This window comes from Rhodococcus sp. PD04 (genome assembly GCF_035918275.1).
Lineage (GTDB): Bacteria > Actinomycetota > Actinomycetes > Mycobacteriales > Mycobacteriaceae > Rhodococcus > Rhodococcus rhodochrous.
Window position 1 is genome coordinate 2177041 of the sequence record NZ_CP142143.1, and the last position, 22802, is coordinate 2199842.

At 69.4% G+C, this 22802-nt stretch carries 21 protein-coding genes; 11 read left to right on the forward strand and 10 right to left on the reverse strand.

Going from position 1 to position 22802, the window contains the following annotated elements; genetic code table 11:
• The first annotated feature begins 44 nt into the window (after positions 1-44).
• Complete coding sequence (gene recX / locus U9J23_RS10055) at positions 45-662, forward strand: recombination regulator RecX (RefSeq protein ID WP_059381246.1); 618 nt, start codon at positions 45-47, stop codon at positions 660-662.
• Between the two features lie 4 nt (positions 663-666).
• Here recX and U9J23_RS10060 read toward each other — a convergent pair whose 3' ends face one another.
• The 4 genes from U9J23_RS10060 to gluA all read right to left on the reverse strand — a co-directional run bounded on the left by U9J23_RS10060 (position 667) and on the right by gluA (position 4009).
• The gene (locus U9J23_RS10060) at positions 667-1575 is read right to left on the reverse strand and encodes an amino acid ABC transporter permease (protein WP_326602540.1); all 909 of its coding nucleotides are present in this window, start codon (positions 1573-1575) and stop codon (positions 667-669) included.
• Positions 1572-2252, reverse strand: a complete 681-nt coding sequence (locus tag U9J23_RS10065; protein ID WP_059381248.1) for an amino acid ABC transporter permease — start codon at positions 2250-2252, stop codon at positions 1572-1574. The genes U9J23_RS10060 and U9J23_RS10065 overlap by 4 nt, the downstream gene beginning before the upstream one ends.
• A gap of 126 nt (positions 2253-2378) precedes the next feature.
• A complete protein-coding gene (locus tag U9J23_RS10070) occupies positions 2379-3212 on the reverse strand; it encodes a glutamate ABC transporter substrate-binding protein (protein ID WP_059381249.1) in 834 nt (277 codons plus the stop codon).
• Positions 3213-3280: 68 nt separating this feature from the next.
• On the reverse strand, positions 3281-4009 hold the full coding sequence (gene gluA / locus U9J23_RS10075) for a glutamate ABC transporter ATP-binding protein GluA (RefSeq protein WP_174479586.1): 729 nt from the start codon (positions 4007-4009) through the stop codon (positions 3281-3283).
• A 225-nt stretch (positions 4010-4234) separates the two neighbouring features.
• Here gluA and miaB point away from each other — a divergent pair, with 225 nt between their 5' ends.
• Together miaB and U9J23_RS10085 are read left to right on the forward strand one after the other, a co-directional pair.
• Positions 4235-5764: a tRNA (N6-isopentenyl adenosine(37)-C2)-methylthiotransferase MiaB gene (miaB, locus tag U9J23_RS10080; protein WP_085468037.1), complete on the forward strand. Its 1530-nt coding sequence runs from the start codon at positions 4235-4237 to the stop codon at positions 5762-5764.
• On the forward strand, positions 5752-6345 hold the full coding sequence (locus U9J23_RS10085) for an Rv2732c family membrane protein (RefSeq protein ID WP_085468038.1): 594 nt from the start codon (positions 5752-5754) through the stop codon (positions 6343-6345). Before miaB ends, U9J23_RS10085 begins: the two co-directional genes overlap by 13 nt.
• A gap of 73 nt (positions 6346-6418) precedes the next feature.
• Here the strand turns inward: U9J23_RS10085 and U9J23_RS10090 are convergent, their stop codons facing one another.
• On the reverse strand, positions 6419-7855 hold the full coding sequence (locus U9J23_RS10090) for a DUF349 domain-containing protein (RefSeq protein WP_085468039.1): 1437 nt from the start codon (positions 7853-7855) through the stop codon (positions 6419-6421).
• Between the two features lie 149 nt (positions 7856-8004).
• On the opposite strand from U9J23_RS10090, the gene U9J23_RS10095 reads away from it, so the two are divergent.
• From U9J23_RS10095 to U9J23_RS10115, 5 genes are all read left to right on the forward strand, one after another.
• A complete protein-coding gene (locus U9J23_RS10095; RefSeq protein WP_106199981.1) occupies positions 8005-8718 on the forward strand; it encodes a hypothetical protein in 714 nt (237 codons plus the stop codon).
• A complete protein-coding gene (gene miaA / locus U9J23_RS10100; RefSeq protein WP_085468041.1) occupies positions 8715-9677 on the forward strand; it encodes a tRNA (adenosine(37)-N6)-dimethylallyltransferase MiaA in 963 nt (320 codons plus the stop codon). The genes U9J23_RS10095 and miaA overlap by 4 nt, the downstream gene beginning before the upstream one ends.
• Before the next feature lie 10 nt (positions 9678-9687).
• The gene (dapF, locus tag U9J23_RS10105) at positions 9688-10554 is read left to right on the forward strand and encodes a diaminopimelate epimerase (RefSeq protein ID WP_085468042.1); all 867 of its coding nucleotides are present in this window, start codon (positions 9688-9690) and stop codon (positions 10552-10554) included.
• A gap of 106 nt (positions 10555-10660) precedes the next feature.
• Positions 10661-12127: a GTPase HflX gene (gene hflX, locus U9J23_RS10110; RefSeq protein WP_085468043.1), complete on the forward strand. Its 1467-nt coding sequence runs from the start codon at positions 10661-10663 to the stop codon at positions 12125-12127.
• Positions 12127-13167, forward strand: a complete 1041-nt coding sequence (locus U9J23_RS10115; RefSeq protein WP_085468044.1) for a hypothetical protein — start codon at positions 12127-12129, stop codon at positions 13165-13167. The genes hflX and U9J23_RS10115 overlap by 1 nt, the downstream gene beginning before the upstream one ends.
• A gap of 27 nt (positions 13168-13194) precedes the next feature.
• Here U9J23_RS10115 and U9J23_RS10120 read toward each other — a convergent pair whose 3' ends face one another.
• From U9J23_RS10120 to U9J23_RS10135, 4 genes are read right to left on the reverse strand one after another with little or no spacing between them, the layout of a single operon-like run.
• The gene (locus U9J23_RS10120) at positions 13195-13452 is read right to left on the reverse strand and encodes an HPr family phosphocarrier protein (protein ID WP_085468045.1); all 258 of its coding nucleotides are present in this window, start codon (positions 13450-13452) and stop codon (positions 13195-13197) included.
• 43 nt (positions 13453-13495) lie between these two features.
• Positions 13496-15586 (reverse strand): PTS fructose transporter subunit IIABC, encoded by a 2091-nt coding sequence (locus U9J23_RS10125; protein WP_326602546.1) that lies wholly within the window; start codon positions 15584-15586, stop codon positions 13496-13498.
• A gap of 8 nt (positions 15587-15594) precedes the next feature.
• Positions 15595-16584, reverse strand: a complete 990-nt coding sequence (locus U9J23_RS10130) for a 1-phosphofructokinase family hexose kinase (protein ID WP_326602548.1) — start codon at positions 16582-16584, stop codon at positions 15595-15597.
• Positions 16581-17348 (reverse strand): DeoR/GlpR family DNA-binding transcription regulator, encoded by a 768-nt coding sequence (locus tag U9J23_RS10135; protein ID WP_059381489.1) that lies wholly within the window; start codon positions 17346-17348, stop codon positions 16581-16583. The genes U9J23_RS10130 and U9J23_RS10135 overlap by 4 nt, the downstream gene beginning before the upstream one ends.
• 131 nt (positions 17349-17479) lie before the next feature.
• Between U9J23_RS10135 and ptsP the strand changes: the two genes are divergently transcribed.
• From ptsP to U9J23_RS10150, 3 genes are all read left to right on the forward strand, one after another.
• A complete protein-coding gene (ptsP, locus tag U9J23_RS10140) occupies positions 17480-19147 on the forward strand; it encodes a phosphoenolpyruvate--protein phosphotransferase (protein WP_326602551.1) in 1668 nt (555 codons plus the stop codon).
• Between the two features lie 85 nt (positions 19148-19232).
• Complete coding sequence (locus tag U9J23_RS10145; protein ID WP_326602552.1) at positions 19233-20525, forward strand: uracil-xanthine permease family protein; 1293 nt, start codon at positions 19233-19235, stop codon at positions 20523-20525.
• Positions 20526-20666: 141 nt separating this feature from the next.
• Complete coding sequence (locus U9J23_RS10150; protein ID WP_059381263.1) at positions 20667-21809, forward strand: acyl-CoA dehydrogenase family protein; 1143 nt, start codon at positions 20667-20669, stop codon at positions 21807-21809.
• 77 nt (positions 21810-21886) lie between these two features.
• Here U9J23_RS10150 and lexA read toward each other — a convergent pair whose 3' ends face one another.
• Complete coding sequence (lexA, locus tag U9J23_RS10155; RefSeq protein WP_059381264.1) at positions 21887-22597, reverse strand: transcriptional repressor LexA; 711 nt, start codon at positions 22595-22597, stop codon at positions 21887-21889.
• Positions 22598-22802: the final 205 nt, after the last annotated feature.

Sequence of the window (22802 nt, forward strand, 5' to 3'; positions counted from 1 at the left end):
CGCACGCGACTGCGCTGTCGGTGGGTCCGGTTACTGTGCGCGTCATGGACGACCCCGAGGAACGACGGCCCCAAGCACGGCGCGAACGACGCGGACGGCGTCGCTCGGCCCGCACCGAGCAGGAACTGCCCGGCGGTGGCACCGAAGCGCAGGCCAAGGACGTCTGCCTCCGTCTGCTGACCGATCGCGCACGCAGCCGATCCGAACTCGCGACGAAGCTCGAGCAGAAGGGTTTCGCGTCCGACGTCGCGGAGCGCGCCCTCGATCGTCTCACCGAGGTCGGATTGATCGACGACGCGGATTTCGCGAACCAGTGGGCACGGTCACGGCATCTGCATGCGGGGAAGGGCAAGCGCGCGATCGCACTCGAACTGCGCCGCAAGGGAATCGACGCCGACGATGCGGCCGCGGCCCTCGAGCAGATCGACACCGCCGACGAACGCGAGCGAGCGATCGAACTGGTCCGCAAGAAGCTCCGTACCCAGCCGCCGCTGCCCACCGAGGGGGACCGGCGCGAGATCGCGGCCGAACGCGACAAGCTGGTACGGCGGCTGGTCGGGATGCTGGCCCGACGCGGCTACGCGCAGGGGATGGCCTTCGACGTCGTGCGGGAGGAACTCGCGACGTTCGGTGCCGACGCGAGCGACCTCCCGCACGACTGAAGCGTTACTTCCGGCCCTCGCCGGTCAGGTCCAGGCCCGGCACCGTCATGGTCGGAACGGTTCCCGGATCCTCGGCCGGCACGGCACCCTTCTTGCGCTTTCCGGATCGCAGACGCTTCTCGAGCCAGACCGCGAACTGCGTCAGCGCGCTGTTGAGGATGATTATGATCGCAGCGACCACCAGCAGCGACGGCAGGTAGTTCTGGAAGAACGCGCCGAGCTGCTGGCCGGAACGCACCACTTCGACATAGCCGATGAGGTAGCCGAGCGCCGAGTCCTTGAGCGCGATCACCATCTGCGACACGATCGCCGGGAGCATGACCGTGACGGCCTGCGGCAGCAGGATCAGCCGCATGAGCTGGTTCTTCCGCATGCCGATCGCGAAGGCCGCCTCGCTCTGACCGCGCGGGAGCGACCTGATGCCTGCGCGCACGATCTCGGCGATGACCGAGCCGTTGTACAGGGTCAGGCCGGTGATGACGGCCGCGAGCGCGAGATACCCCGACTTGAAGACGCGGTACTCGGCGAACACCTGGTAGGCGAAGATCATCAGGATCAGCACCGGGACGGCGCGGAACAACTCGACGATCGCGCCGGCGATCCAGCGGACCCACCGGTGGTCGGACAGGCGCGCGATGCCCAGGACCGTGCCGAGCACGAGTGCCAGCACGATCGATGCGACGGCCGCGATGATCGTGCCGCGGATGCCGGGCAGCAGATAGGTGGTCCAGCTGGACGATTCGACGAACGGCTCCCACTTGGCCGCTGTCAACTGCCCGTTGGCGTCGAGTGCGCGGTAGACGATCCAGCCGGCGACGACGAGGAGCACGGCCACGACCACCGACAGGATCTGGTAGAGCGCCTTGGCGCGGGGTCCCGGTGCGTCGTAGAGAACGGTTCCGTGTGCACTCATCGGGCGACCTCGTATCGCTTGCTGAGCCGACCGAAGAACAGGCCGGTGGGAAGGGTGAGGATGACGAATCCGAGCGCGAAGATGCCACCGACGACGAAGATGGCCGCTTCGTTCTCGATCATCGTCTTCATCAGCAGCGAGGCCTCGGACACGCCGATGACGGAGGCGATCGTCGAGTTCTTGGTCAACGCGATGAGCACCGAACCGAGCGGGGCGATGACCGCGCGGAACGCCTGCGGAAGGACGATCAGGCGCAGATTCTGGCTGAAGGTCAGGCCCAGCGAGCGGCCGGCCTCCGACTGCCCGAGCGAGACCGTGTTGATGCCCGAGCGGAGCGACTCGCACACGAACGCCGCCGTGTAGACGCTCAGGCCGAGCACGGCGAGCCGGAAGTTGTTGTCCACCAGGAATGTCGGCGACGACTCCGAAGCCAGTTTGATACCGAGTGTCTGGGACAGACCGAACAGGCAGAAGATGATGATCAGGGTCAGCGGGGTGTTACGGAAGATCGTCACGTAGGCGGTGCCGACGGCACGCGCCACGGGGATGGGGGACACACGCATTCCGGCGAGGATCGTTCCGAGGATCAGTGCACCGATCGCCGAGATGACGGTCAACTGGATCGTGGTCCAGAACGCGTCGAGTAGCTGGCTGCTGTACTTGCTCAACAGATCCACAGGTCACTCCGGGATCGAGGGGACGGATGGGAGTCCGGAACGGTCCGGCCGGTCCGTGGACTCACGGACCGGCCGCACCGGCGGACGTGACGGGTGGTGATACCCGTGCGCGGTGACGATCGACACTCAGTAACGATCGACGCTGGGCTGCTCCGGGAGCTCGTAGCCCGAGGCGCCGACGGTCTCCTGGAATGCGGCCTCCCATGCACCGCTGGCGATCATCTCCTCGATCGCGTCGTTGATCGCGTTGCGCGACTCGTCGTCGCCCTTGGCGAGACCGATGCCGTAGCGCTCGGTGGTGAACGGCTCACCGACGACCTTGAAGTCGCCCGGGCTCTGTGCGGCGTAACCGGCGAGGATGATGTCGTCGGTGGTCACCGCGTCGACCGCACCGTTGCGCAGCGCCTCGACACACAGCGAGTAGGTGTCGAACTCCTGGAGCTGGACGTCCTGCGCGTAGTTGTCCTTCACGTTCTGGGCCGGGGTCGAACCCGCCACCGAGCACAGGCGCTTGCCGCCGCTGAGCGTCTCGGGACCGGTGATCTCGGTCTCGTCCGCGCGCACGAGGAGCGACTGTCCGGCGATGAAGTACGGGCCTGCGAAGTCCACTTTTTCCTTGCGGGCATCGGTGATCGAGTAGGTCGCAACGACGTAGTCGACCTCACCGTTCTGGATGAGCGTCTCGCGCTGGGCCGAAGGAGCCTCCTTGAAGGTGATGTTCTCCGGCGGGACACCGAGCTGGCCGGCGACGTACTCGGCGACCTCGACGTCGAACCCGCTGAACGAACCGTCCGGGTTGCGCAGGCCCAGGCCCGGCTGGTCGAACTTGATACCGACCGTCAGGGTGCCGTTCTCCGCGGACTGCGAGACGCTGCGCGTCTCGTCGCCACCGCACGCCGTGGCGACCACTGCCACGGCGACGGCGCCGATGCCCAGGCGGATGGAGCGGGACAATTTCATCGAATACCTCCGGTGCGGTTCGGAACTACGTCCGGCGGGCCGGGCGGCCCGTCGGATGCGGGGAAAGGTCAGTGACTGAGGATCTTGCCGAGGAAGTCCTTGGCGCGATCGGATTTCGGTGCGGTGAAGAAGGTCTCGGGATCGGTGTCCTCGATGATGCGGCCGTCGGCCATGAACAGCACGCGATCGCCGGCCTTGCGGGCGAATCCCATCTCGTGGGTGACCACGACCATCGTCATGCCCTCCTTCGCGAGGGAGGTCATCACGTCGAGGACTTCCTGGACCATCTCGGGGTCGAGGGCGGAGGTGGGCTCGTCGAACAACATGACCTTGGGGTTCATCGCGAGCGCGCGTGCGATTGCGACGCGCTGCTGCTGACCACCCGACAGCTGCGCCGGGTACTTGTCGGCCTGGTTGGCGATCCCGACCCGGTCGAGCAACTGCATCGCCGACTCGCGGGCCTTGTCCTTCTTGATCTTGCGCACCTTGATGGGGCCGAGCATGACGTTCTCGAGGATCGTCTTGTGGGCGAACAGGTTGAACGACTGGAACACCATGCCGACGTCCGAACGCAGGCGGGCGAGTGCCTTGCCCTCCTCCGGCAGCAGGGTGCCGTCCACGTGGATCTCTCCCGAGTCGATCGGTTCGAGCCGGTTGATGGTGCGGCAGAGGGTCGATTTACCCGAACCCGACGGGCCGACGACGATGACGACCTGTCCTCGCGGGATCTCGAGGTTGATGTCCTGCAGTACGTGCAGGGATCCGAAATGCTTGTTCACCCCGTTCATGGAGATCATGGACGAGTTGGTGTCCGACTTCTCGGACGGACGATCCGTTCCGGCTGCCGCTGATGTCATATCTGCAGACCCTATGCCGTCCGACCCCCGAGACTTCGCATTTCGGGACACCTTCGGTGCACGCGTCACGGGATTTTTACTGCACGAGCAGTAACGGATACCTCGACGGAGCCCGCACGGTCGGCGCGAGGGAAGAGGGCCCACCGAGGTGAGATACCCTGAGACGTGTCACTGATCGACGAAGAAGCCCCCCGTACCGGTGCCCGGACCTACGAGGTCCGCACCTACGGCTGTCAGATGAACGTACACGACTCCGAGCGTCTGTCGGGGTTGTTGGAGGACGCCGGCTTCACCAAGGCCGCGCCCGGTGCGTCACCCGATCTGGTGGTTTTCAACACCTGCGCGGTGCGGGAGAACGCCGACAACAAGCTGTACGGCAATCTGAGTCATCTGCGTCCGGTCAAGGACGACAACCCCGACATGCAGATCGCTGTCGGAGGCTGCCTCGCCCAGAAGGACCGCGACACGGTCGTCAAGAAGGCGCCCTGGGTCGACGTGGTCTTCGGCACACACAACATCGGTAATCTCCCCGCCCTGCTCGAACGCGCACGGCACAACCGCCGCGCCGAGGTCGAGATCCTCGACGCCCTCGAGGCGTTCCCGTCGACGCTGCCCGCCAAGCGTGAGTCGTCGTACGCCGGATGGGTGTCGATCTCCGTCGGCTGCAACAACACGTGCACCTTCTGCATCGTGCCGTCGCTGCGCGGCAAGGAGGTCGACCGGCGCCCGGGCGACATCCTCGCCGAGGTGCAGGCGCTCGTCGACGAGGGCGTGCTCGAGGTGACACTGCTCGGCCAGAACGTCAACTCCTACGGCCGGTCCTTCGCCGATCCGGAGCAGCCCCGCGACCGGGGCGCCTTCGCGTCGCTGCTGCGCGCGTGCGGCGACATCGAGGGGCTCGAGCGGGTGCGCTTCACCTCCCCGCACCCGGCGGAGTTCACCGACGACGTCATCGACGCCATGGCGCAGACCCCCAACGTGTGCCCGCAGCTGCACATGCCGCTGCAGTCCGGCAGCGATCGGATCCTGCGCGCCATGCGCCGCTCGTACCGCAAGGAACGCTTCCTGGGCATCATCGAGCGGGTCCGTGCCGCGATGCCGCACGCGGCGATCACCACCGACATCATCGTCGGCTTCCCCGGTGAGACCGAGGAGGACTTCCAGCAGACCCTCGAGGTCGTCGAGAAGGCGCGCTTCACCAGCGCGTTCACCTTCCAGTACTCGAAGCGCCCCGGCACGCCCGCAGCCGACATGGAGGGGCAGGTCCCCAAGGCCGTGGTGCAGGAGCGTTACGACCGTCTGATCGCGCTGCAGGAACGCATCACCCTCGAGGAGAACCGCAAACTCGTCGGCACCGAGGTCGAACTGCTCGTCGCAGCGGGGGAGGGCCGCAAGAACGCCGAGACCGCCCGGATGAGCGGGCGTGCCCGCGACGGCCGCCTCGTCCACTTCCGTCCCGAGGGCGCGATCGACACCTCGGTGCGTCCCGGCGACGTCGTCACGATCGTCGTCAGCGACGCCGCGCCGCACCACCTCGTCGCGGACACCCCGATCCTCACGCACCGCCGCACACGTGCGGGCGACCACTTCGAACAGGGCCGGCTGCCCAAGACACCGCCGATCGGTGTCGGACTCGGACTGCCGAGCATCGGCGTCCCGGACCCGCTGCCGCCTCAGATGGGATGCAACGCATGACCACCGACAAGCCGCACGATCACCACGCGACGGGTGACGTACGCGCCGAACTCGAAGCCGCCGAACGGAAGGTGGCGAGCGACATCGACCCGGGCGCCCGGGCGATGTTCGTCGCGATCGCGGTCCTGATCCTGCTGGCGACCTTCAGCCTGCCCCACGCCGGATCCGCCAACGGGTGGGAGGTACTGTCCTTCGCCCCGGACGCGACCGCCGAGGAGATCGGTCTCCCGTCACGGCTGTTCGTGGGCTTCGCCGTGGTCTTCGCCGGTCTGGGCTCGATCCTCGCGCTCGTCACCCGCAAGTGGGCGCTGGCGTGGGTGTCCCTGGCCGGCTCGGCCGTGACCATCGTCTTCGGCATGCTCGCGATCTGGTCGCGGCAGACCCTGCCCGTCGAGTCGTCCGCCGCCGGACCGGGATTCGGTCTCGTGATCGGCTGGTTCGCCGTGATGGTCGTCGTCTTCCACTGGGCCCGTGTGGTGTGGGCACGGACCTCGGCCCAGCTCGAGGCCGAGGCCGAATTGCGGAAGGTCGCGGCCCAGCACGAACGGCCCCGCCTGATGCGCGACGACCCCGAGGTCTGACGCCTCCCGCACGAAGCGACGATCCCCCTCTCCCGACCGGGAGAGGGGGATCGTCCGTTTCGGATGTCCGGGGTCAGCGCTCGCCGACGGCGCCTTCGGCCGCGTCGGCCCACTCGCGCCACTGCGCGGCCTGGGCGAGAGCCTTCTCGGCCTCTTTCGCCCGGCCCGCCGCGGTCGCCTTGGCGGCCTGCTCCTCGAACTGGCGCACCCGCTCACGGAACTGGGCCGCACGCGCGAGGGCTTCGGGATCGGTGCGGCGCCACTCGGAATCCGCGGCCTCACGCACCTTCTTCTCGATGGCCCGCAGACGACCCTCGAGATCGTGCATGCGGTCGCGCGGCACCTTGCCGATCGCCTCCCACTGGTCCTGCAACTCGCGCAGACGGGCCCGGGCACCTTCGAGATCGGCCGACGGGTCGATCGAGGAGGCAGTCTCGAGCAGGGCTTCCTTCGCGCGGGCGTTCTCCTCGTACTCGGCGTCGCGCTCGGCGTTCGCGGCGTTGCGCGCGGCGAAGAAGACGTCCTGGGCGCCCTTGAACCGCTTCCACAGCTGGTCGTCGGCGTCCTTGGGTGCGCGTCCGGCCGCCTTCCACTCGGCGAGCAGGTCGCGGAAGGCCGCGGCGGTGGCACCCCAGTCGGTGGAGTTCTGCAGTTCCTCGGCCCGGGCGACGAGTTCCTCCTTGCGGCTCTTCGCCGCGGCGCGCTCGCGATCGAGCTCGGCGAAGTGGGCTCCGCGACGCCGGTTGAACGCCTCTCGTGCCTTCGAGTAGCGACGCCACAACACGTCGTCGACCTTCCGGTCGACCCCGCGGATCGTCTTCCACTCCTCGAGGATCTCGCGCAACCGGTCGCCGGCGGCCTTCCACTGGGTGGATTCGGCGGCGATCGTCTCGGCCTCGGCTGCGAGGGTCTCCTTGCGGGCCGTGCTCTCGGCGCGCCGGCGTTCCTTCTCCTGCTTGGCGAGAGCTGCGGCCTCTTCGGAGTGTTCGATGATCGCGGCGAGCCGGGTGGCGAGCGCATCGAGGTCGCCGATGACGGCGGCGGTCGGCAACGACTCGGCCAGTGCCTCGGCGGCCGCGCGGGTCTTCTTCACGTCGGCGGTGCCGGAGGTCAAGCGGGTCTCGAGGATCGCCACCTCGGTGGCGAGATCGTCGTAGCGGCGTCCGAAGTGCGCGAGGCCCTCGGCGGCGTCGCCTGCCTGCCACGATCCGATGCACCGCTCGCCGTCGCTCGTGCGGACCCATGCGGTGCCGTCCTCGTCGACGCGGCCGAACCGACTCGGATCGCTCGCGGGCACCGTCGGGACGTGGGGGTGCGTCTGAGCCGCGACGGGATGCGGCTTCGGGGGTGCTGCGGTGGAACTGCCGTTGTCGCGGGCGGCGGTACCGCCGGTGTCCCGACCGGCAGGGCCGGGCGTTGCAGCATGGGCTCGGGGTGTGGCGGGACCGGGACGCGGGGTCCGCTCCTGCGTCGACTCGCCGGTTCGGTCCTGTGCGTTCGGGTCGCTCATCGATACCTCATCTCTGCCGCGCGGCACGGCTGCCTGGTCGCATGGGTCTACCGCCGGTCGATCCCGGGGCTCCGCGATCGTGTCCGCCCACTATTGAAACAGGTCGTGTCGATGCAGGGCGCCGGGTCCGGTGGACTACGGTTGCCGATGTGTTGACCGCCGCGGCGTTCGTGCCGTCCCCACCGCTGCTCGTCCCCGAGCTGACCGGTCTCGCCGCGTCCGAGACCGACGATCTGCGCGAGGCGGTTCTCGAGGTCGGTCGCACCCTGTCCGGTGCCGCGGAATGGGTGGTCGTGGGCGCTGAGGCGGCCGAGCAGACCGTTCCCTCCACCGCGTGCGGAACCTTCCTCGGATTCGGTGTCGACATCACGGTCCGGCTCGGTCCCGAGGCCGCCGGCGAACCCGATCCCGCGCTCGCGTTGACCGCTCTGGTGGCCGGCTGGATCCGCGACCGCACGGCCCCCGGCACCCGCGTGACGACCCATGTGGTGGCCGCCGACGCGGAGGCCTCGCACTGCGCCGATCTCGGCCGCGACCTGCGTGAGGAGCTCGACCGCGACGATCTGCCGCGAGCGCTGCTCGTCGTCGCGGACGGAGCGACGACTCTCACGGCCAAGGCGCCCGGCGCCTACGATCCGCGCGCGGAGGAGGTCGAGGCGGCCCTGGCGGCGGCACTCGGCGCCGGCGACCCGGAGGTGCTCGCAGCGCTCGACCCCGACCTGTGTTCGGACATCAAACTGACCGGACGCGCTGCCTGGCACGTCCTGGCGGCGACCCTCGGCGAACGCCCGCGCTCGGCGTCCGTCACCTATTCCGCCGCGCCCTACGGCGTGGGCTACCACGTGGGGATCTGGACACCGTGAGCGCCGGAAGCACCGGCTCCGCCGACACGCTCGTCCCGATCGCGGTGGTGGGCCCCACGGCCACGGGTAAGTCCGATCTCGGATTGGATCTCGCCGAGACGCTCGGTGGCGAGATCGTCAACATCGACGCGATGCAGCAGTACCGCGGGATGGACATCGGGACGGCCAAGCTGGCACCCGGCGAGCGTCGCGGCATCCCGCACCATCAGCTCGACGTCCTCGACGTCACCGAGACCGCGACGGTGGCCCGCTACCAGCAGGCCGCGAGCGCCGACGTCGAGGCGATCCTCGGGCGCGGTCGTGTCCCGATCGTCGTCGGCGGATCGATGATGTACGTGCAGGCACTGCTCGACGAGTGGCAGTTCCCGGCGACGGATCCGCAGGTCCGTGCCAAGTGGGAGGCCGTGCTCGAGACCGAAGGGCTCGCCGCGGTCCACCGGGCCCTCCAGAGCGCCGATCCCGCCGCCGCGGCGACGATCCTGCCCACCGACGGTCGCCGCATGGTCCGCGCGCTCGAGGTCGTCGAGCTGACGGGGCAACCGTTCGCGGCGTCGCAGCCGACGATCGGTGAGCCCCGCTGGGGCACCGTGATCGTGGGCGTCGACCGCGACACCGCCGAACTCGACGACCGCATCGCGCAGCGCACGGACCTGATGTTCGAACGCGGCCTCGTCGACGAGGTGCACGGGCTCCTCGAGGCCGGCCTGCGCGAGGGTGTCACCGCGCGTCGTGCGATCGGTTACGCGCAGGTCCTCGCGTGCATCGACGGCGAATACGATCTCGACCACGCGCGCGAGCGGACGTTCATCGGGACCCGTCGCTACGTGCGACGGCAACGCTCGTGGTTCCGCCGCGACCCGCGCATCCACTGGCTCGACGGCGCCGACCCCCATCTGCTCGACGTCGCGCTGCGGGCCGTGCAGGGCGCACGCACATCACCGGCCCCACCAGCCCGATAAGGTAGCGCGCATGGAGTTCAGCAAAGGGCACGGAACCGAGAACGACTTCGTGATCCTTCCGGATCCCGACGCCCGCCTGGACCTCGACGCAGGCCGGATCGCTGCCCTGTGCGACCGGCGGCGCGGGCTCGGTGCAGACGGTGTGCTCCGGGTGGCGCGGGCAGGCGCACTGGTGTCGGCCGGCGTGCTCGGTGAACTGCCCGAGGGCACCGGGGCGGACGACTGGTTCATGGACTACCGCAACGGCGACGGATCCATCGCCGAGATGTGCGGCAACGGTGTGCGGGTGTTCGCGCACTATCTCACCGCGCACGGGTTCGAGAACCGCCGCGAATTCGTCGTCGGCAGCCGGGCCGGAGGCAAGCCCGTCACGGTGCACGAGACCGGGCCGGTCCTCGGCGAGGTGACGGTGGACATGGGCACGGTGCGCACCCTCGGCGAGTCGGCGGCGACCATCGACGGGCGGGTCTATCCGGGCATCGGCATCGACGTCGGCAACCCGCACCTCGCGTGCGTGGACCCGCACCTGAACGAGACGAGCCTGGCCGGTCTCGACCTCACCTCGCCCGGCTTCGACCCGGGCTTCTTCCCGCACGGCGTCAACATCGAGTTCCTGACCCCCATCGCGGCCGGAACGGTCCACATGCGCGTCCACGAACGCGGCGTGGGGGAGACCCGCTCGTGCGGAACCGGCACGGTGGCCGCGGCCGCTGCGGCCCTGCGCTTCGACGGCGCATCCGACGGTGCGGTGCGGGTGCAGATTCCCGGCGGCTCGGTCGAGGTGCGGATCGAGGACGGTCGCGCCTGGCTGCGCGGACCGTCGGTGCTGGTCGCGACGGGTGAACTGGACGACACCTGGTGGTCGGCGCCGAACTGATCGGCGCTGCTCGGCCCGGCGGAGGGTGCACTCGGGTACCCCCTGCGCGAATGCGGCGGAAAAACTCGAATGCACCGATTCGGGCTTCGTGACACCATGGAGGTGTATGACGAACACACAGCGCACGCGCCGCGCAACCACAGATGACAGCACTTCGACCGCGTACGACGCACCCGGAGGCTGGACCGCCGAGGATCCGTCCGTCGGCGAGATGCAACTCGAAGACCGCAGCGCGTTGCGGCGTGTGGCCGGTCTGTCCACCGAACTCGAGGACATCACCGAGGTCGAATACCGCCAGCTCCGACTCGAGCGTGTCGTGCTCGTCGGTGTCTGGACGGGCGGAACGGCCGCCCAGGCCGAAGCGAGCCTGGCCGAGCTGGCCGCACTCGCCGAGACCGCGGGCTCCGAGGTCCTCGAAGGTCTGGTGCAGCGCCGCGACCGGCCCGATGCCTCCACCTACATCGGCTCCGGCAAGGCCGACGAGCTCCGGCAGATCGTGCTGGCCACCGGCGCCGACACCGTGATCTGCGACGGCGAACTCACTCCCGCCCAGCTCACGGCGCTGGAGAAGGTCGTCAAGGTCAAGGTCATCGACCGGACCGCGCTGATCCTCGACATCTTCGCCCAGCACGCCACCTCGCGTGAGGGCAAGGCCCAGGTCTCCCTCGCGCAGATGGAGTACATGCTCCCGCGGCTGCGCGGCTGGGGTGAATCGATGTCGCGGCAGGCCGGTGGTCGTGCCGGAAGCAACGGCGGTGTGGGCCTGCGTGGTCCCGGTGAGACGAAGATCGAGACCGACCGTCGCCGGATCCGCGAGCGGATGGCCAAGCTCCGTCGCGAGATCAAGGCGATGAAGGCTGCGCGCGACACCAAACGCACCCGGCGTCTGCGCAACAAGATCCCGTCCGTCGCGATCGTGGGATACACCAACGCCGGCAAGTCGAGCCTGCTCAACAAGCTCACCGGATCCGGTGTCCTGGTGCAGAACGCACTGTTCGCGACCCTGGATCCGACGACCCGCCGGTCGGCGTTGCCCGACGGCCGCGAGTACGTGCTCACCGACACCGTCGGTTTCGTCCGGCACCTCCCGACCCAGCTGGTCGAGGCGTTCCGGTCGACCCTCGAGGAGGTCGCCGACGCCGATGTGCTGCTCCACGTCGTCGACGGCTCCGACCCGCTGCCCACCGAGCAGATCAAGGCGGTGCGCGAGGTCGTCACCGAGGTGCTTCGCGAATCGGACGCACCGCCGCCGCCGGAGCTGATCGTCGTCAACAAGATCGACGCCGCCGATCCCGTCACCCTCACGCAGTTGCGCAGCGCGATCCCCGGCGCGGTCTTCGTCTCCGCACACACCGGGGAAGGCGTCGAGGAACTGCAGACCCAGCTCGCGGAGCTGCTCGAGGATCCCGACGTCGAGGTGAAGCTGCTCCTGCCGTACACCCGCGGCGACCTGCTCGCGCGCATCCACTCGGACGGCCAGATCCTGTCGTCCGAACACGAGGTGGACGGCACGCGGCTGCACGCGAAGGTTCCGGCAGCGCTGGCGTCGGCATTGGTCGACTTCGCGGCCTGATGCGGCTCGTGCGCCGGGCGGCGCTGCTCGCTGCCGTCGCGGCGTTCGTGCCGGTCTCGCACGCCGCCGCGCAGGACGCCGGGATCCCGGTCGCGGATCTTCCGACCGAGATGCTGTGCACGCCCGACGATCCCGCGCTCGCCGAACTGTCCGGCCTCGCGACGATCGGCGACCGCCTGTTCGCGACGCCCGATGCCGGGGAGGACGAACGCCTCGTCGAACTCGACGAGGATTGTGCGGTGCTGCAACGGATCCCGTCGCCCGTCGATCCGTACGACGTCGAGGACCTCGCCGCGGGGCCCGACGGCCGGCTGTGGCTCGGGGATCTCGGCGACAACACCCGCGTCCGCGAGACGATCGCACTGATCTCCCTCGATCCCGACACCGGGCAGGGAGACCTGCACCGACTGACCTATCCCGACGGACCCCGCGACGCCGAGACCGTACTCGTCTCCGCCACAGGCGAACCGGTGATCGTGACGAAGGCGCTGTTCGGATCGAGCAATGTCTACCGACCCGCACGTGGACTGACGATCGACGGCCTCCCCGTCCCGGGGCCGGCCCCTCTCGAGAAGGTCGGGTCGCTGGCACTCGGACCGTCGGATACTCCCGGCGGCCCCATTCCCGGTGCGTCGTCCTCGATGATCACCGGTGGGGCGGTGAGCGCCGACGGGACGGTCGCGGCGGTCCGCACCTACACCGACGTCTACCTGTTCCACGTTCCCGACGGCGATCTCGCCGCCGCCCTGGTCGCAGGCCCTCGCTTCCGCATCCCGGTCCCGGACGAACCGCAGGGCGAAGCCGTCGCCTTCACCGCCGACGGCGATCTCCTCACCGCGTCCGAGCGTGGTGCGGCAGGCACGGAGAATCCACCGATCCGGATCCGTCGCGGTGCGACCGCTCTCTTCGCACCCGCCGACGACGATGCCGCGGACGAGATGTCGTCCGCGGCACTGCCGGTCGTGGGTGCGGGCGTGGCCGCCGGGGTGATCGCCCTCGGGGTTCTCGGACTCGTCGTCCGCCGCCGCGCCCGCGGCTGAAGTCGAGCGACGCGCCCAGGGGCGGGGTCAGGCGTCGAGGTCTGCGGCGACCAGCTCGGCGACCTGCGCGAGGACCGCGTCGTCGTCGCACGAGATCGTGACCTGCGTGCCCTGTCCCGCGCCGAGGGTCATGATCATCAGGGCCGAACCGGCATCGACGGGTTCGCCGCCGTCGACCGCCAGGGTCACGGGGACACCGGCCGCGACCACGGCCTCGGCGATGATTCCTGCGGGACGGGCGTGCAGGCCGATGGACGAACCGACGGCAACCGTGGTGCTGGGCATGTGAATCTCCTTCGTGGTGGGAAGTGCAGGGGGTCGGGTCGGATCAGGAGCGTGCCGCTACAGGCTCGGGGTTCGACTCGTCGGCGGATTCCCGGGCAGGACGGGTGATCGACTTGGCGATGCTCACCGCGAGTGCGGCGACCACCGTGCCCGCCGCCAGTGCGATCAGGAACCACACGACGCGGTCCATCGCGAACAGCACGAACAACCCGCCGTGGGGAGCGGTGAGCGTGACACCCGTCGCCATGACGATGCCGCCGGTCACGGCGCCGCCGAGCATCATCGACGGGATCACCCGGAACGGGTCGGCCGCCGCGAACGGAATGGCGCCCTCCGAGATGAACGACGCACCGAGCAGCCAGGCTGCCTTGCCGTTCTCGCGCTCGGCCGTGCTGTAGAGACGCGGACGCACCAGCGACGACAGCGCCATGGCGAGCGGCGGAACCATGCCGGCAGCCATGACCGCCGCCATGATCTCGAGCGAACCGGTGTTGGCGACGTCGAGACCAGCGACCGCGAAGGCGTAGGCGGCCTTGTTGACCGGTCCACCGAGGTCGAAGCACATCATCAGGCCGAGGATCGCACCGAGCAGCACCGCGGAACCGCCGGACAGACCGTTGAGCCAGTCGGTGAGACCGGTCGTGATCGCGGCCAGCGGGCGACCGAGCAGCAGGAACATGAGCCCGCCGACGATCAGGCTTGCGAGCAGCGGAATGATCACCACGGGCATCAGGCCGCGAGCCCACGTGGGCAGCGGGATACGGCCGACCCACAGGGCCGCGAAACCGGCGATGATGCCGCCGACGAGACCACCGATGAAGCCGGCGCCGACGAAGACGGCCACCGCACCGGCGGTGAAGCCCGGGGCCAGCCCCGGGCGGTCCGCGATCGCGAAGGCGATGTAACCGGCCAGTGCCGGGACGAGGAACGAGAACGCCAACGAGCCGATCTGGTACAGGACCGCACCGAGATAGGTGCCGAGCCCACCCGCGGGCAGGTTGGTGAGCGTGTTGTCGAGAACGATGTCGGAGGCCGAGTCGGTGATGTCGGGACCGGCGAGCAGGAAGCCCAGGGCGATGAGCAGACCACCGGCCGCGACGAACGGGATCATGTAGCTCACGCCGGTGAGCAGGATCTGCCGCAGACGGGTACCCCAGCCGAGGTCGCTGCTGCTCTCCGACTCACCCGCCGGGGCGCCGGAGGTTCCTTCGACGGTGCGCGCGGACGGATCGGTGGCGGCCCGCAGGGCCTCGTCGATCATGGTGTCCGGTTCGTTGATCGCGCGCTTGACGCCCGAGGCGATCACGGGCTTGCCGGCGAACCGCTCCCGGCCCTTGACGCCCACGTCGGTGGCGAAGATGACGGCGTCGGCGCCGGCGATCACGTCGGCGGGCAGGGGAGTGCTGCCACTCGATCCCTGCGTCTCCACCCGGACGGTCACACCCGCGCGTTCACCGGCGGCGGACAGCGCGTCGGCGGCCATGTAGGTGTGCGCGATGCCGGTCGGGCACGCGGTGACCGCGACGATCGTGCGGCCTCCGGGCTGTTCCGCGCTCTGCGGAGGCGCGACCGCGGGCTTCGCGGAGGCTGACGGTGCCGGTTGTTCCGGCGCTGCGGTCGAGGCGGCGGGAGCGTCGCTCGACGATTCGGGTCGCGGCGGGAGGACGTCCTCGACCAGCGCGATGATCTCCTCCGCGGATGCGGCCGCGCGCAGCGACGCGACGAAGTCGGGGCGCACGAGTGCACGGGCGAGAGCGGTGAGCAGCTTCATGTGGTCGCCGCCCGCACCTTCGGGCGCGGCGATGAGGAAGACCAGGTCGGCGGGGCCGTCGGGCGCACCGAAGTCGGCCTTCGGGGATAGTCGGGCGAATCCGAGCGACGGTGTGGTCACCGCTTCGCTGCGTGCGTGCGGGATCGCGATCCCGCCGGGAAGACCGGTGGCGGACTTGGCCTCCCGTTCGAGAACGGCTGCGGTGAGTGCGTCGGCGTCGGACGCGCGACCGGTCGCTGCGAGGCGCTCGGCGAGTGCGGCGATGACGGAGTTCTTGTCGGATCCCAGGTCGGCATCGAGCGAGACGAGTTCCGTGCCGATGATCGAGGAACCGCCTGCGGAGCCGGAGGTGGTGTCGGACATGACGTTCCTTAGGAGTGGGAGGGGAGCGGTCGGGGTCGGCGGTGGACGTCGGTGACGTGCACTCGGGATGGATCGACGGAATCGGGTGTGGGCAGGGCTGTTCCGGGGAGCGTGACGGCCGCGGTCCCGTAGGCCACGGCGAGGCGCAGGCACTCGTCGGGTGTGTGACCGGCCTGCTCGGCGAGCAGATATCCGGCGAGCGACGAATCGCCCGCGCCGACCGTGCTGCGGACCGTGACGTCGTCGGTGGTGGCCCGCCACGCGCCGGTGGCGGTGACCAGCACCGCGCCCGCACCACCGAGGGTCGCGAGCACCGCACCGACGCCGCGTTCCACCAGCACCCGGCCCGCGTCGACCACGGCGCCGACGTCTCCTGCGGCGGCGCCGGATTCGAGTTCGTGGGCGTCGGCGCCGGTGAGCTGGGCCAGTTCGTCGGAGTTCGGCTTGATCACGTCGGGGGCCGCCGCGGGGAACCGTTCGGCGAGGGCGAGCAGAGGCCGTTCGGAGGTGTCGACCGCGATGCGGCATCCGAGACCGCGCAGAGCACCCACGAGGTCGGCATACCACGACTCGGGCACACCCGGAGGGAGGGAACCGGACAGGACGGTCCACGCGGCTCCCTGCGCGCATTCGAGCAGGACGGCGTTCAGCTCGCCGAGGGTACTTCCGGTGCAGGGCGTTCCGGGTTCGTTGAGCTTCGTGGTGGTGCCGTCGGGTTCGGCGACGGTGATGTTGTTGCGCGTCGGCCCGGAGGTGGGCACGGCCCGATGGGTGATGCCCTGGTCGTCCAGCGCGGCGAGCAGAGGATCGCCGGCGTTGGCGGGAAGCACGGCGACGACCTCGGTCGTCGCGGCGTGCAGCACGCGGGCGACGTTGATCCCCTTACCACCCGGATCGACGGTGGATCGCTCGGTGCGATGCACCCTCCCGCGCTCGAGAGGGCCCGTCAGCCCGACCGTGCGATCGAGACTGGGGTTGGCCGTGAGCGTGACGATCATGCCGTCACCACCTCGATTCCGTGTTCGATGAGTTGCCGACGGTCGGTGTCGTCGAGGTCGGTGTCGGTGACCAGGACGTCGATCGGATCGAGCGACGCGAAGCTCAGCAGATTGCGCCGACCGACCTTCGACGAGTCGGCGACCACGACGACGCGGTCGGCGGTGCGCACCATCGCGCGCTTGACCGCGGCCTCGTCGGCGTCGGGGGTGGACAGGCCGTGGTCGATGCTGAGCGCGTTGGTGCCGATGAACGCCACGTCGACGTGCACCGTCGACAAGGTGGCGAGGGCCTCGGCGCCCACCGCCGCCTGCGTGACACCGCGGACGCGACCGCCGAGCAGGTGCAGTTGCACGGTGCTCATCGCGGCGAGGCGCGCGGCGATCGGTACCGAGTTGGTGACGACGGTGAGTTCGACCTCGGGCGGCAGTGCTCCGACGATCCTGCCGGTGGTGGTGCCGGCGTCGAAGAGCACGCTTCCGCCGGACGGTGGGAGAAAGGACGTCGCGGCGGCGGCGATGCGGTCCTTGTGTTCGGCGCGGGTGTGCTCGCGTTCGGAGAGAGCGGGCTCGGAGACCGAGAGCGAGGCGGCCGGGATCGCGCCGCCGTGGACACGACGCACGAGTCCCAGGCGTTCGAGATGCGCGAGGTCGCGGCGCACCGTCTCGGTGGTGACGCCGTACCGGTCGGCTAGCGCCGCAACCGATACGCGGCCGCGAGCCGCCACCAGCGCTGCGATCGCCTGCTGCCGTTCCTCTGCGTACACCGACACTCCTGGGGTACCCGATTTGTGGGGAAACAATGTTGGTTTATGTTGTTTTACGCCCGTCTGTGTTGACATGTCAAGGCTTCTGAGTAATCTGAGTCACAACGAACTACTGCGGTGAGGAGATCTCCATGGAGCAGTCGGCGTCCGTCCTGCACGGCACTCCCGTCGTCCCCGGCATCGGATACGGGCCGGTCATCCGACCCGTCGCGCGTCCTGTGGCCCCGGAGCAGGGCGCCTCGATCCCCGACACGGCGCGCGAGGCCGAGGTGGGCCGATTCGAGGACGCCGCGAAGGTCGTGGCCGAGCGGCTGCGGGCCCGCGCCTCGCGCGCATCGGGAGCCGCGGCAGAAGTGCTCCAGGCCACCGCCGTGCTGGTCGAGGACCGCGCCTGGCGCGGGGCGGCCGCGACGAAGATCCGGTCCGGCACCGACGCGGTCGGCGCCACGGTCGCCGCCACCGACCAGTTCGCGGCCCTGTTCGAGAAGATGGGCGGGCTGCAGGCCGAGCGGGTCACCGACCTGCTCGACATCCGCGACCGCGTGATCGCCGAGCTGCAGGGCGCCCCCGAACCGGGCCTCGAGATGCCCGACGCGCCGTCCGTGCTTCTCGCCACCGATCTCGCGCCCGCCGACACCGCCGGACTCGACCCGTCCGTCGTCGTCGCGCTGGCCACCTCGCTCGGAGGGCCCACGAGCCACACCGCGATCATCGCGCGCCAACTCGGCATCCCGTGTGTCGTCGCGGTGGCAGGTCTCGACGACGTCCCTGCCGGAACCGAGGTGCTGGTCGACGGCGCGACGGGCCGGATCGTGATCTCCCCGGACAGCGCCGAGGCCGCAGCCGAGGTCGAACGCGACCGCGTCGAGCGCGAGCGGGTGGCGGGCTGGTCCGGTCCCGGCGCCACCGCCGACGGTCACCCGGTCGAGATCCTCGCCAACGTGCAGGACGGATCGGGTGCCCGCGCGGCGCGCCGGACGCCGGCGCAGGGCGTCGGACTGTTCCGCACCGAGTTGTGTTTCCTCGACCGCGACACCGAACCGACGGAGGACGAGCAGGCCGACATCTACGCGGAGGTCTTCGACGCGTTCGAGGGACGGAAGGTCGTCCTGCGGACCCTCGACGCCGGCTCCGACAAGCCCCTCCGGTTCGCCAACCACCCCGACGAACACAATCCCGCCCTCGGCGTCCGCGGAATCCGCATCACGACCACGGCGCCGGGAGTGCTCGATCGTCAGCTCGACGCGGTGGCCGCCGCGGCCTCGCGCACCGGCGCCACGCCGTGGGTCATGGCACCGATGGTGGCGACCGTCTCGGAAGCAGCCGATTTCGCCGCGCGGGTGCGCGAGCGCGGGCTGTCACCCGGCGTCATGATCGAGGTTCCGTCCGCGGCGCTGCTCGCCGATCGGTTGCTCGAACACCTGGACTTCCTGTCGATCGGCACCAACGACCTCGCCCAGTACACGATGGCGGCCGATCGGATGTCGCCGCAGCTGGCCGCACTCACCGACCCGTGGCAGCCCGCGGTGCTCGCACTCGTGGCCCGCGCGGCGCAGGCCGGGGCGGCCGCGAGCAAGCCGGTGGGGGTGTGCGGCGAGGCGGCGGCCGATCCGCTCCTCGCCTGCGTCCTGGCCGGGATGGGCGTGACCTCCCTGTCGTGCGCGGCGTCGGCGGTGACGGGCGTCGGGGCCCGGCTCTCCTCGGTTCCGATGGACCGTTGTCGCGAGGCGGCCGAGGCGGTCCTCGCGAGCGACGACCCCGTCGCGGCACGTGCTGCGGCCGCGAAACTGCTGGACTGAGCGGCACGGCCGGGACGGCCTGTTCCACCCGGCCGGGACGGCCTGTTCCACGCCGCCGGGCCAACCGGTTCTACGATGTCCTGTCGTGACCGAACGAGCGAACACCACCGGACGCACGACCACACGCCGCGGCTGGACACTGCACGGCGACGGGCGTCGCATCAACCCCGGTGCGGTGGTCGCACCGCACGAGCGACTGTCGTGGCCGCGCACCATCGGCATCGGGATGCAGCATGTCATCGCGATGTTCGGCGCCACGTTGCTCGTGCCGACGATCACGGGCTTCCCGGTCACGACGACGCTGCTGTTCTCCGGTATCGGCACCGCGCTGTTCCTGATCATCACGCGCGGTCGGGTGCCCAGCTATCTCGGTTCGTCGTTCGCGTTCATCGCGCCGCTCAGCGCGTCGGCCGGTTCCGGTCCGGCAGCGCAGCTCGGCGGGATCGTCGCGGTCGGTATCGTGCTCGTGCTCATCGGCCTGGTGGTCAAGGCGGCAGGTTCGCGCATCATCGATGCGGTCATGCCGCCGGTGGTCACCGGGGCGATCGTCGCCCTCATCGGTCTCAACCTCGCGCCGACCGCCACGGGCTCGTTCGAAGCCCAACCGCTCGTCGCCACGATCACGCTCGTGGTCACGCTGCTCGTGACGGTGGTCGGCCCGGGCATGCTCGGCCGCCTCGGCATCCTCGTCGGTGTGATCGTCGGATGGATCTTCGCGGCGTTCACCGGGGCGATCGCGTCCGAACGTATCGACGCCATGCGGGACGCCGCCTGGTTCGGTCTGCCCGACCTGCGCGGCCCCACCTTCGAACTGTCGGTCGTGCTGCTGGCGCTGCCCGTCGTCGTCGTGCTGGTCGCGGAGAACGTCGGCCACGTCAAGGCGGTCGCCGCGATGACCGGCCGCAACCTCGACGACATGGCCGGCAACGCGCTCATCGCCGACGGCCTCGCGACCACCCTCGCAGGTGCGGGCGGTGGCTCGGGCACGACCACCTATGCCGAGAACATCGGCGTCATGGCGGCCACGCGCGTGTACTCGACCGCTGCATACGCCGTCGCGGCGGTCACCGCCGTGGTGCTCGCCTTCTCGCCGAAGTTCGGTGCGCTGGTGTTCACCGTGCCCGACGGTGTCCTCGGTGGCGCGACCCTCGTGCTCTACGGCCTGATCGGCATCCTCGGTGTCCGCATCTGGACGGAGGCGAAGGTCGACTTCACGGATCCGGTCAACCTCACGGTCGCGGCCGCCGCGCTCGTTGCCGGAATCGGCGACCTGACCCTGTCGATCGGCTCGGTCGAACTCGGCGGTATCGCCTGGGGTTCGATCGGCATCCTGGTCGCGTACCCCCTGCTGCGCAGACTCGCGGATCGGCGTCGCTGACCCGAGATCGGCGCGTCATGCGACCCACTCCGCGCCCATGGGGTCGTCCGGGTCACAAAATGCGCTCGCTTGTGTCAGCGTCACCACGCGCTCTCCTGCATACCGTGAGTATGTCGAACGACGTCTCACACAGGAGCGCAGATGGAACGCACCCTTTTCGAGCCCGAGCACGACCTCTTCCGGGAGTCGTACCGGAAGTTCCTCGAACAGGAGGTGGCCCCCTTCCACGAGCAGTGGGAGAAGGACAAGATCGTCGACCGTGAGGTGTGGAAGAAGGCCGGCGCGCAGGGCTTTCTCGGCATGGCGGTGCCGGAGGAATACGGCGGCGGTGGCATGGACGACTTCCGTTACAACGCCATCATGGCCGAGGAGACCACCAAGCTCGGCTTCAGCGGCCTGGGCTTCATGCTGCACAACGATGTCGTCGCTCCCTACCTGCTCGAACTCACCAACGAGGAGCAGAAGAAGCGCTGGCTCCCGGGCTTCTGTTCGGGCGAGCTGATCACGGCCATCGCGATGACCGAGCCCGGCACCGGCAGCGACCTGCAGGGCATCAAGACCCGCGCGGTGCGCGACGGTGACGACTGGGTCCTCAACGGCGCCAAGACGTTCATCACCAACGGTATCCACTCCGACCTGGTGATCGTCGTCGCCTGCACCGATCCGGAGAAGGGCGCCCAGGGCTTCTCGCTGCTCGTCGTCGAGCGCGGCATGCCGGGCTTCGAGCGGGGACGCAACCTCGACAAGATCGGCCTCGACGCCCAGGACACGGCGGAGCTCAGCTTCAACGATGTCCGCGTCCCGGCGTCCAACCTCCTCGGCCAGGAGGGCATGGGCTTCATCTACCTGATGCAGAACCTGCCGCAGGAGCGCCTCGCGATCGCCGTCGTCGCCGCTGCCGCGATGGAGCGCGTGCTCGACGACACGATCCAGTACTGCCGCGACCGCAAGGCGTTCGGCAAGCCGATCGGCAAGTTCCAGAACACCCGCTTCGAGCTCGCCGAGCTCGCCACCGAGACCCAGCTGGCCCGGGTCTTCGTCGACCGGTGCATCGAGCTGCTCAACGAGAAGAAGCTCACCGTCCAGGAGGCCGCGATGGCCAAGTACTGGACCACCGACAAGCAGGTCGAGCTGATCGACCGCTGCCTGCAGCTGCACGGTGGCTACGGCTACATGCGCGAGTACCCGGTCGCCAAGGCGTACCTCGATGCGCGCGTGCAGAAGATCTACGGCGGCACGAACGAGATCATGAAGGAAGTCATCGGGCGCGGCCTCAACGTCTGAGGCACGTACGAGAAGGCCGGGGTGGCTCCGCTCAGCGGAGCCACCCCGGCCTCGTTCGTCTCCGGTGGGCCCGGGGATCAGATCTTGCGGACGACCGTGACGACCTTGCCGAGGATGACGGCGTCGTTGCCCGGGATCGGTTCGAACATCGGGTTGTGCGGCATGAGCCAGACATCGCCATCGACCCGCTTGAAGGTCTTGACGGTGGCCTCGCCGTCGAGCATCGCGGCGACGATGTCGCCGTTCTCGGCGACGTTCTGCTGCCGGACGACCACCCAGTCGCCGTCGCAGATGGCCGCGTCGATCATCGACTGGCCGACGACCTTGAGCAGGAACAACGAGCCCTGACCGACGAGCTCGCGCGGCAGCGGGAAGACGTCCTCGACCGATTCCTCGGCGAGGATCGGACCACCGGCCGCGATGCGGCCGACGACGGGAACCATTGCAGCCGAAGGAATGTCGTCGGTCGACGAGCCGGCGACCACCTCGGGGGAGGACTCCGGTGCGGGGGTGGGCTCGAGGCCGCGGACGTCCACGGCGCGCGGACGGTTCGGATCCCGGCGCAGGAAGCCCTTCCGTTCGAGCGTGCGGAGCTGATGCGCGACGGACGACGTGGAGTTGAGTCCGACGGCGTCGCCGATCTCACGGATGCTCGGTGGGTACCCCCGTTCGCTGACGGAATCGCGGATGACCTCGAGTACACGACGCTGACGCTCGGTGAGGCTCGCGGTGGGATCGTCGGTCGTGGGTCCGCCCCGGCGGGCTGTGGATGTTCCGTCCGCCTTCATCGTGACCTCCGTGCGGCGAGTGTCGGATGGGTTGCAAGTTGCCTTTCGAATCTATCGAGATCCCGCGCGTATATCAAACAGATGTTCGAGATTCACCCTCCGAGGAGCTGTCGCAGGGGCGTGACTCGTGGTAGAACATTCGAACAGACTTTCGTTCGAACACATGATCGAGTGATCGAACAGGGTCGTGAGACCACGCCCGGCG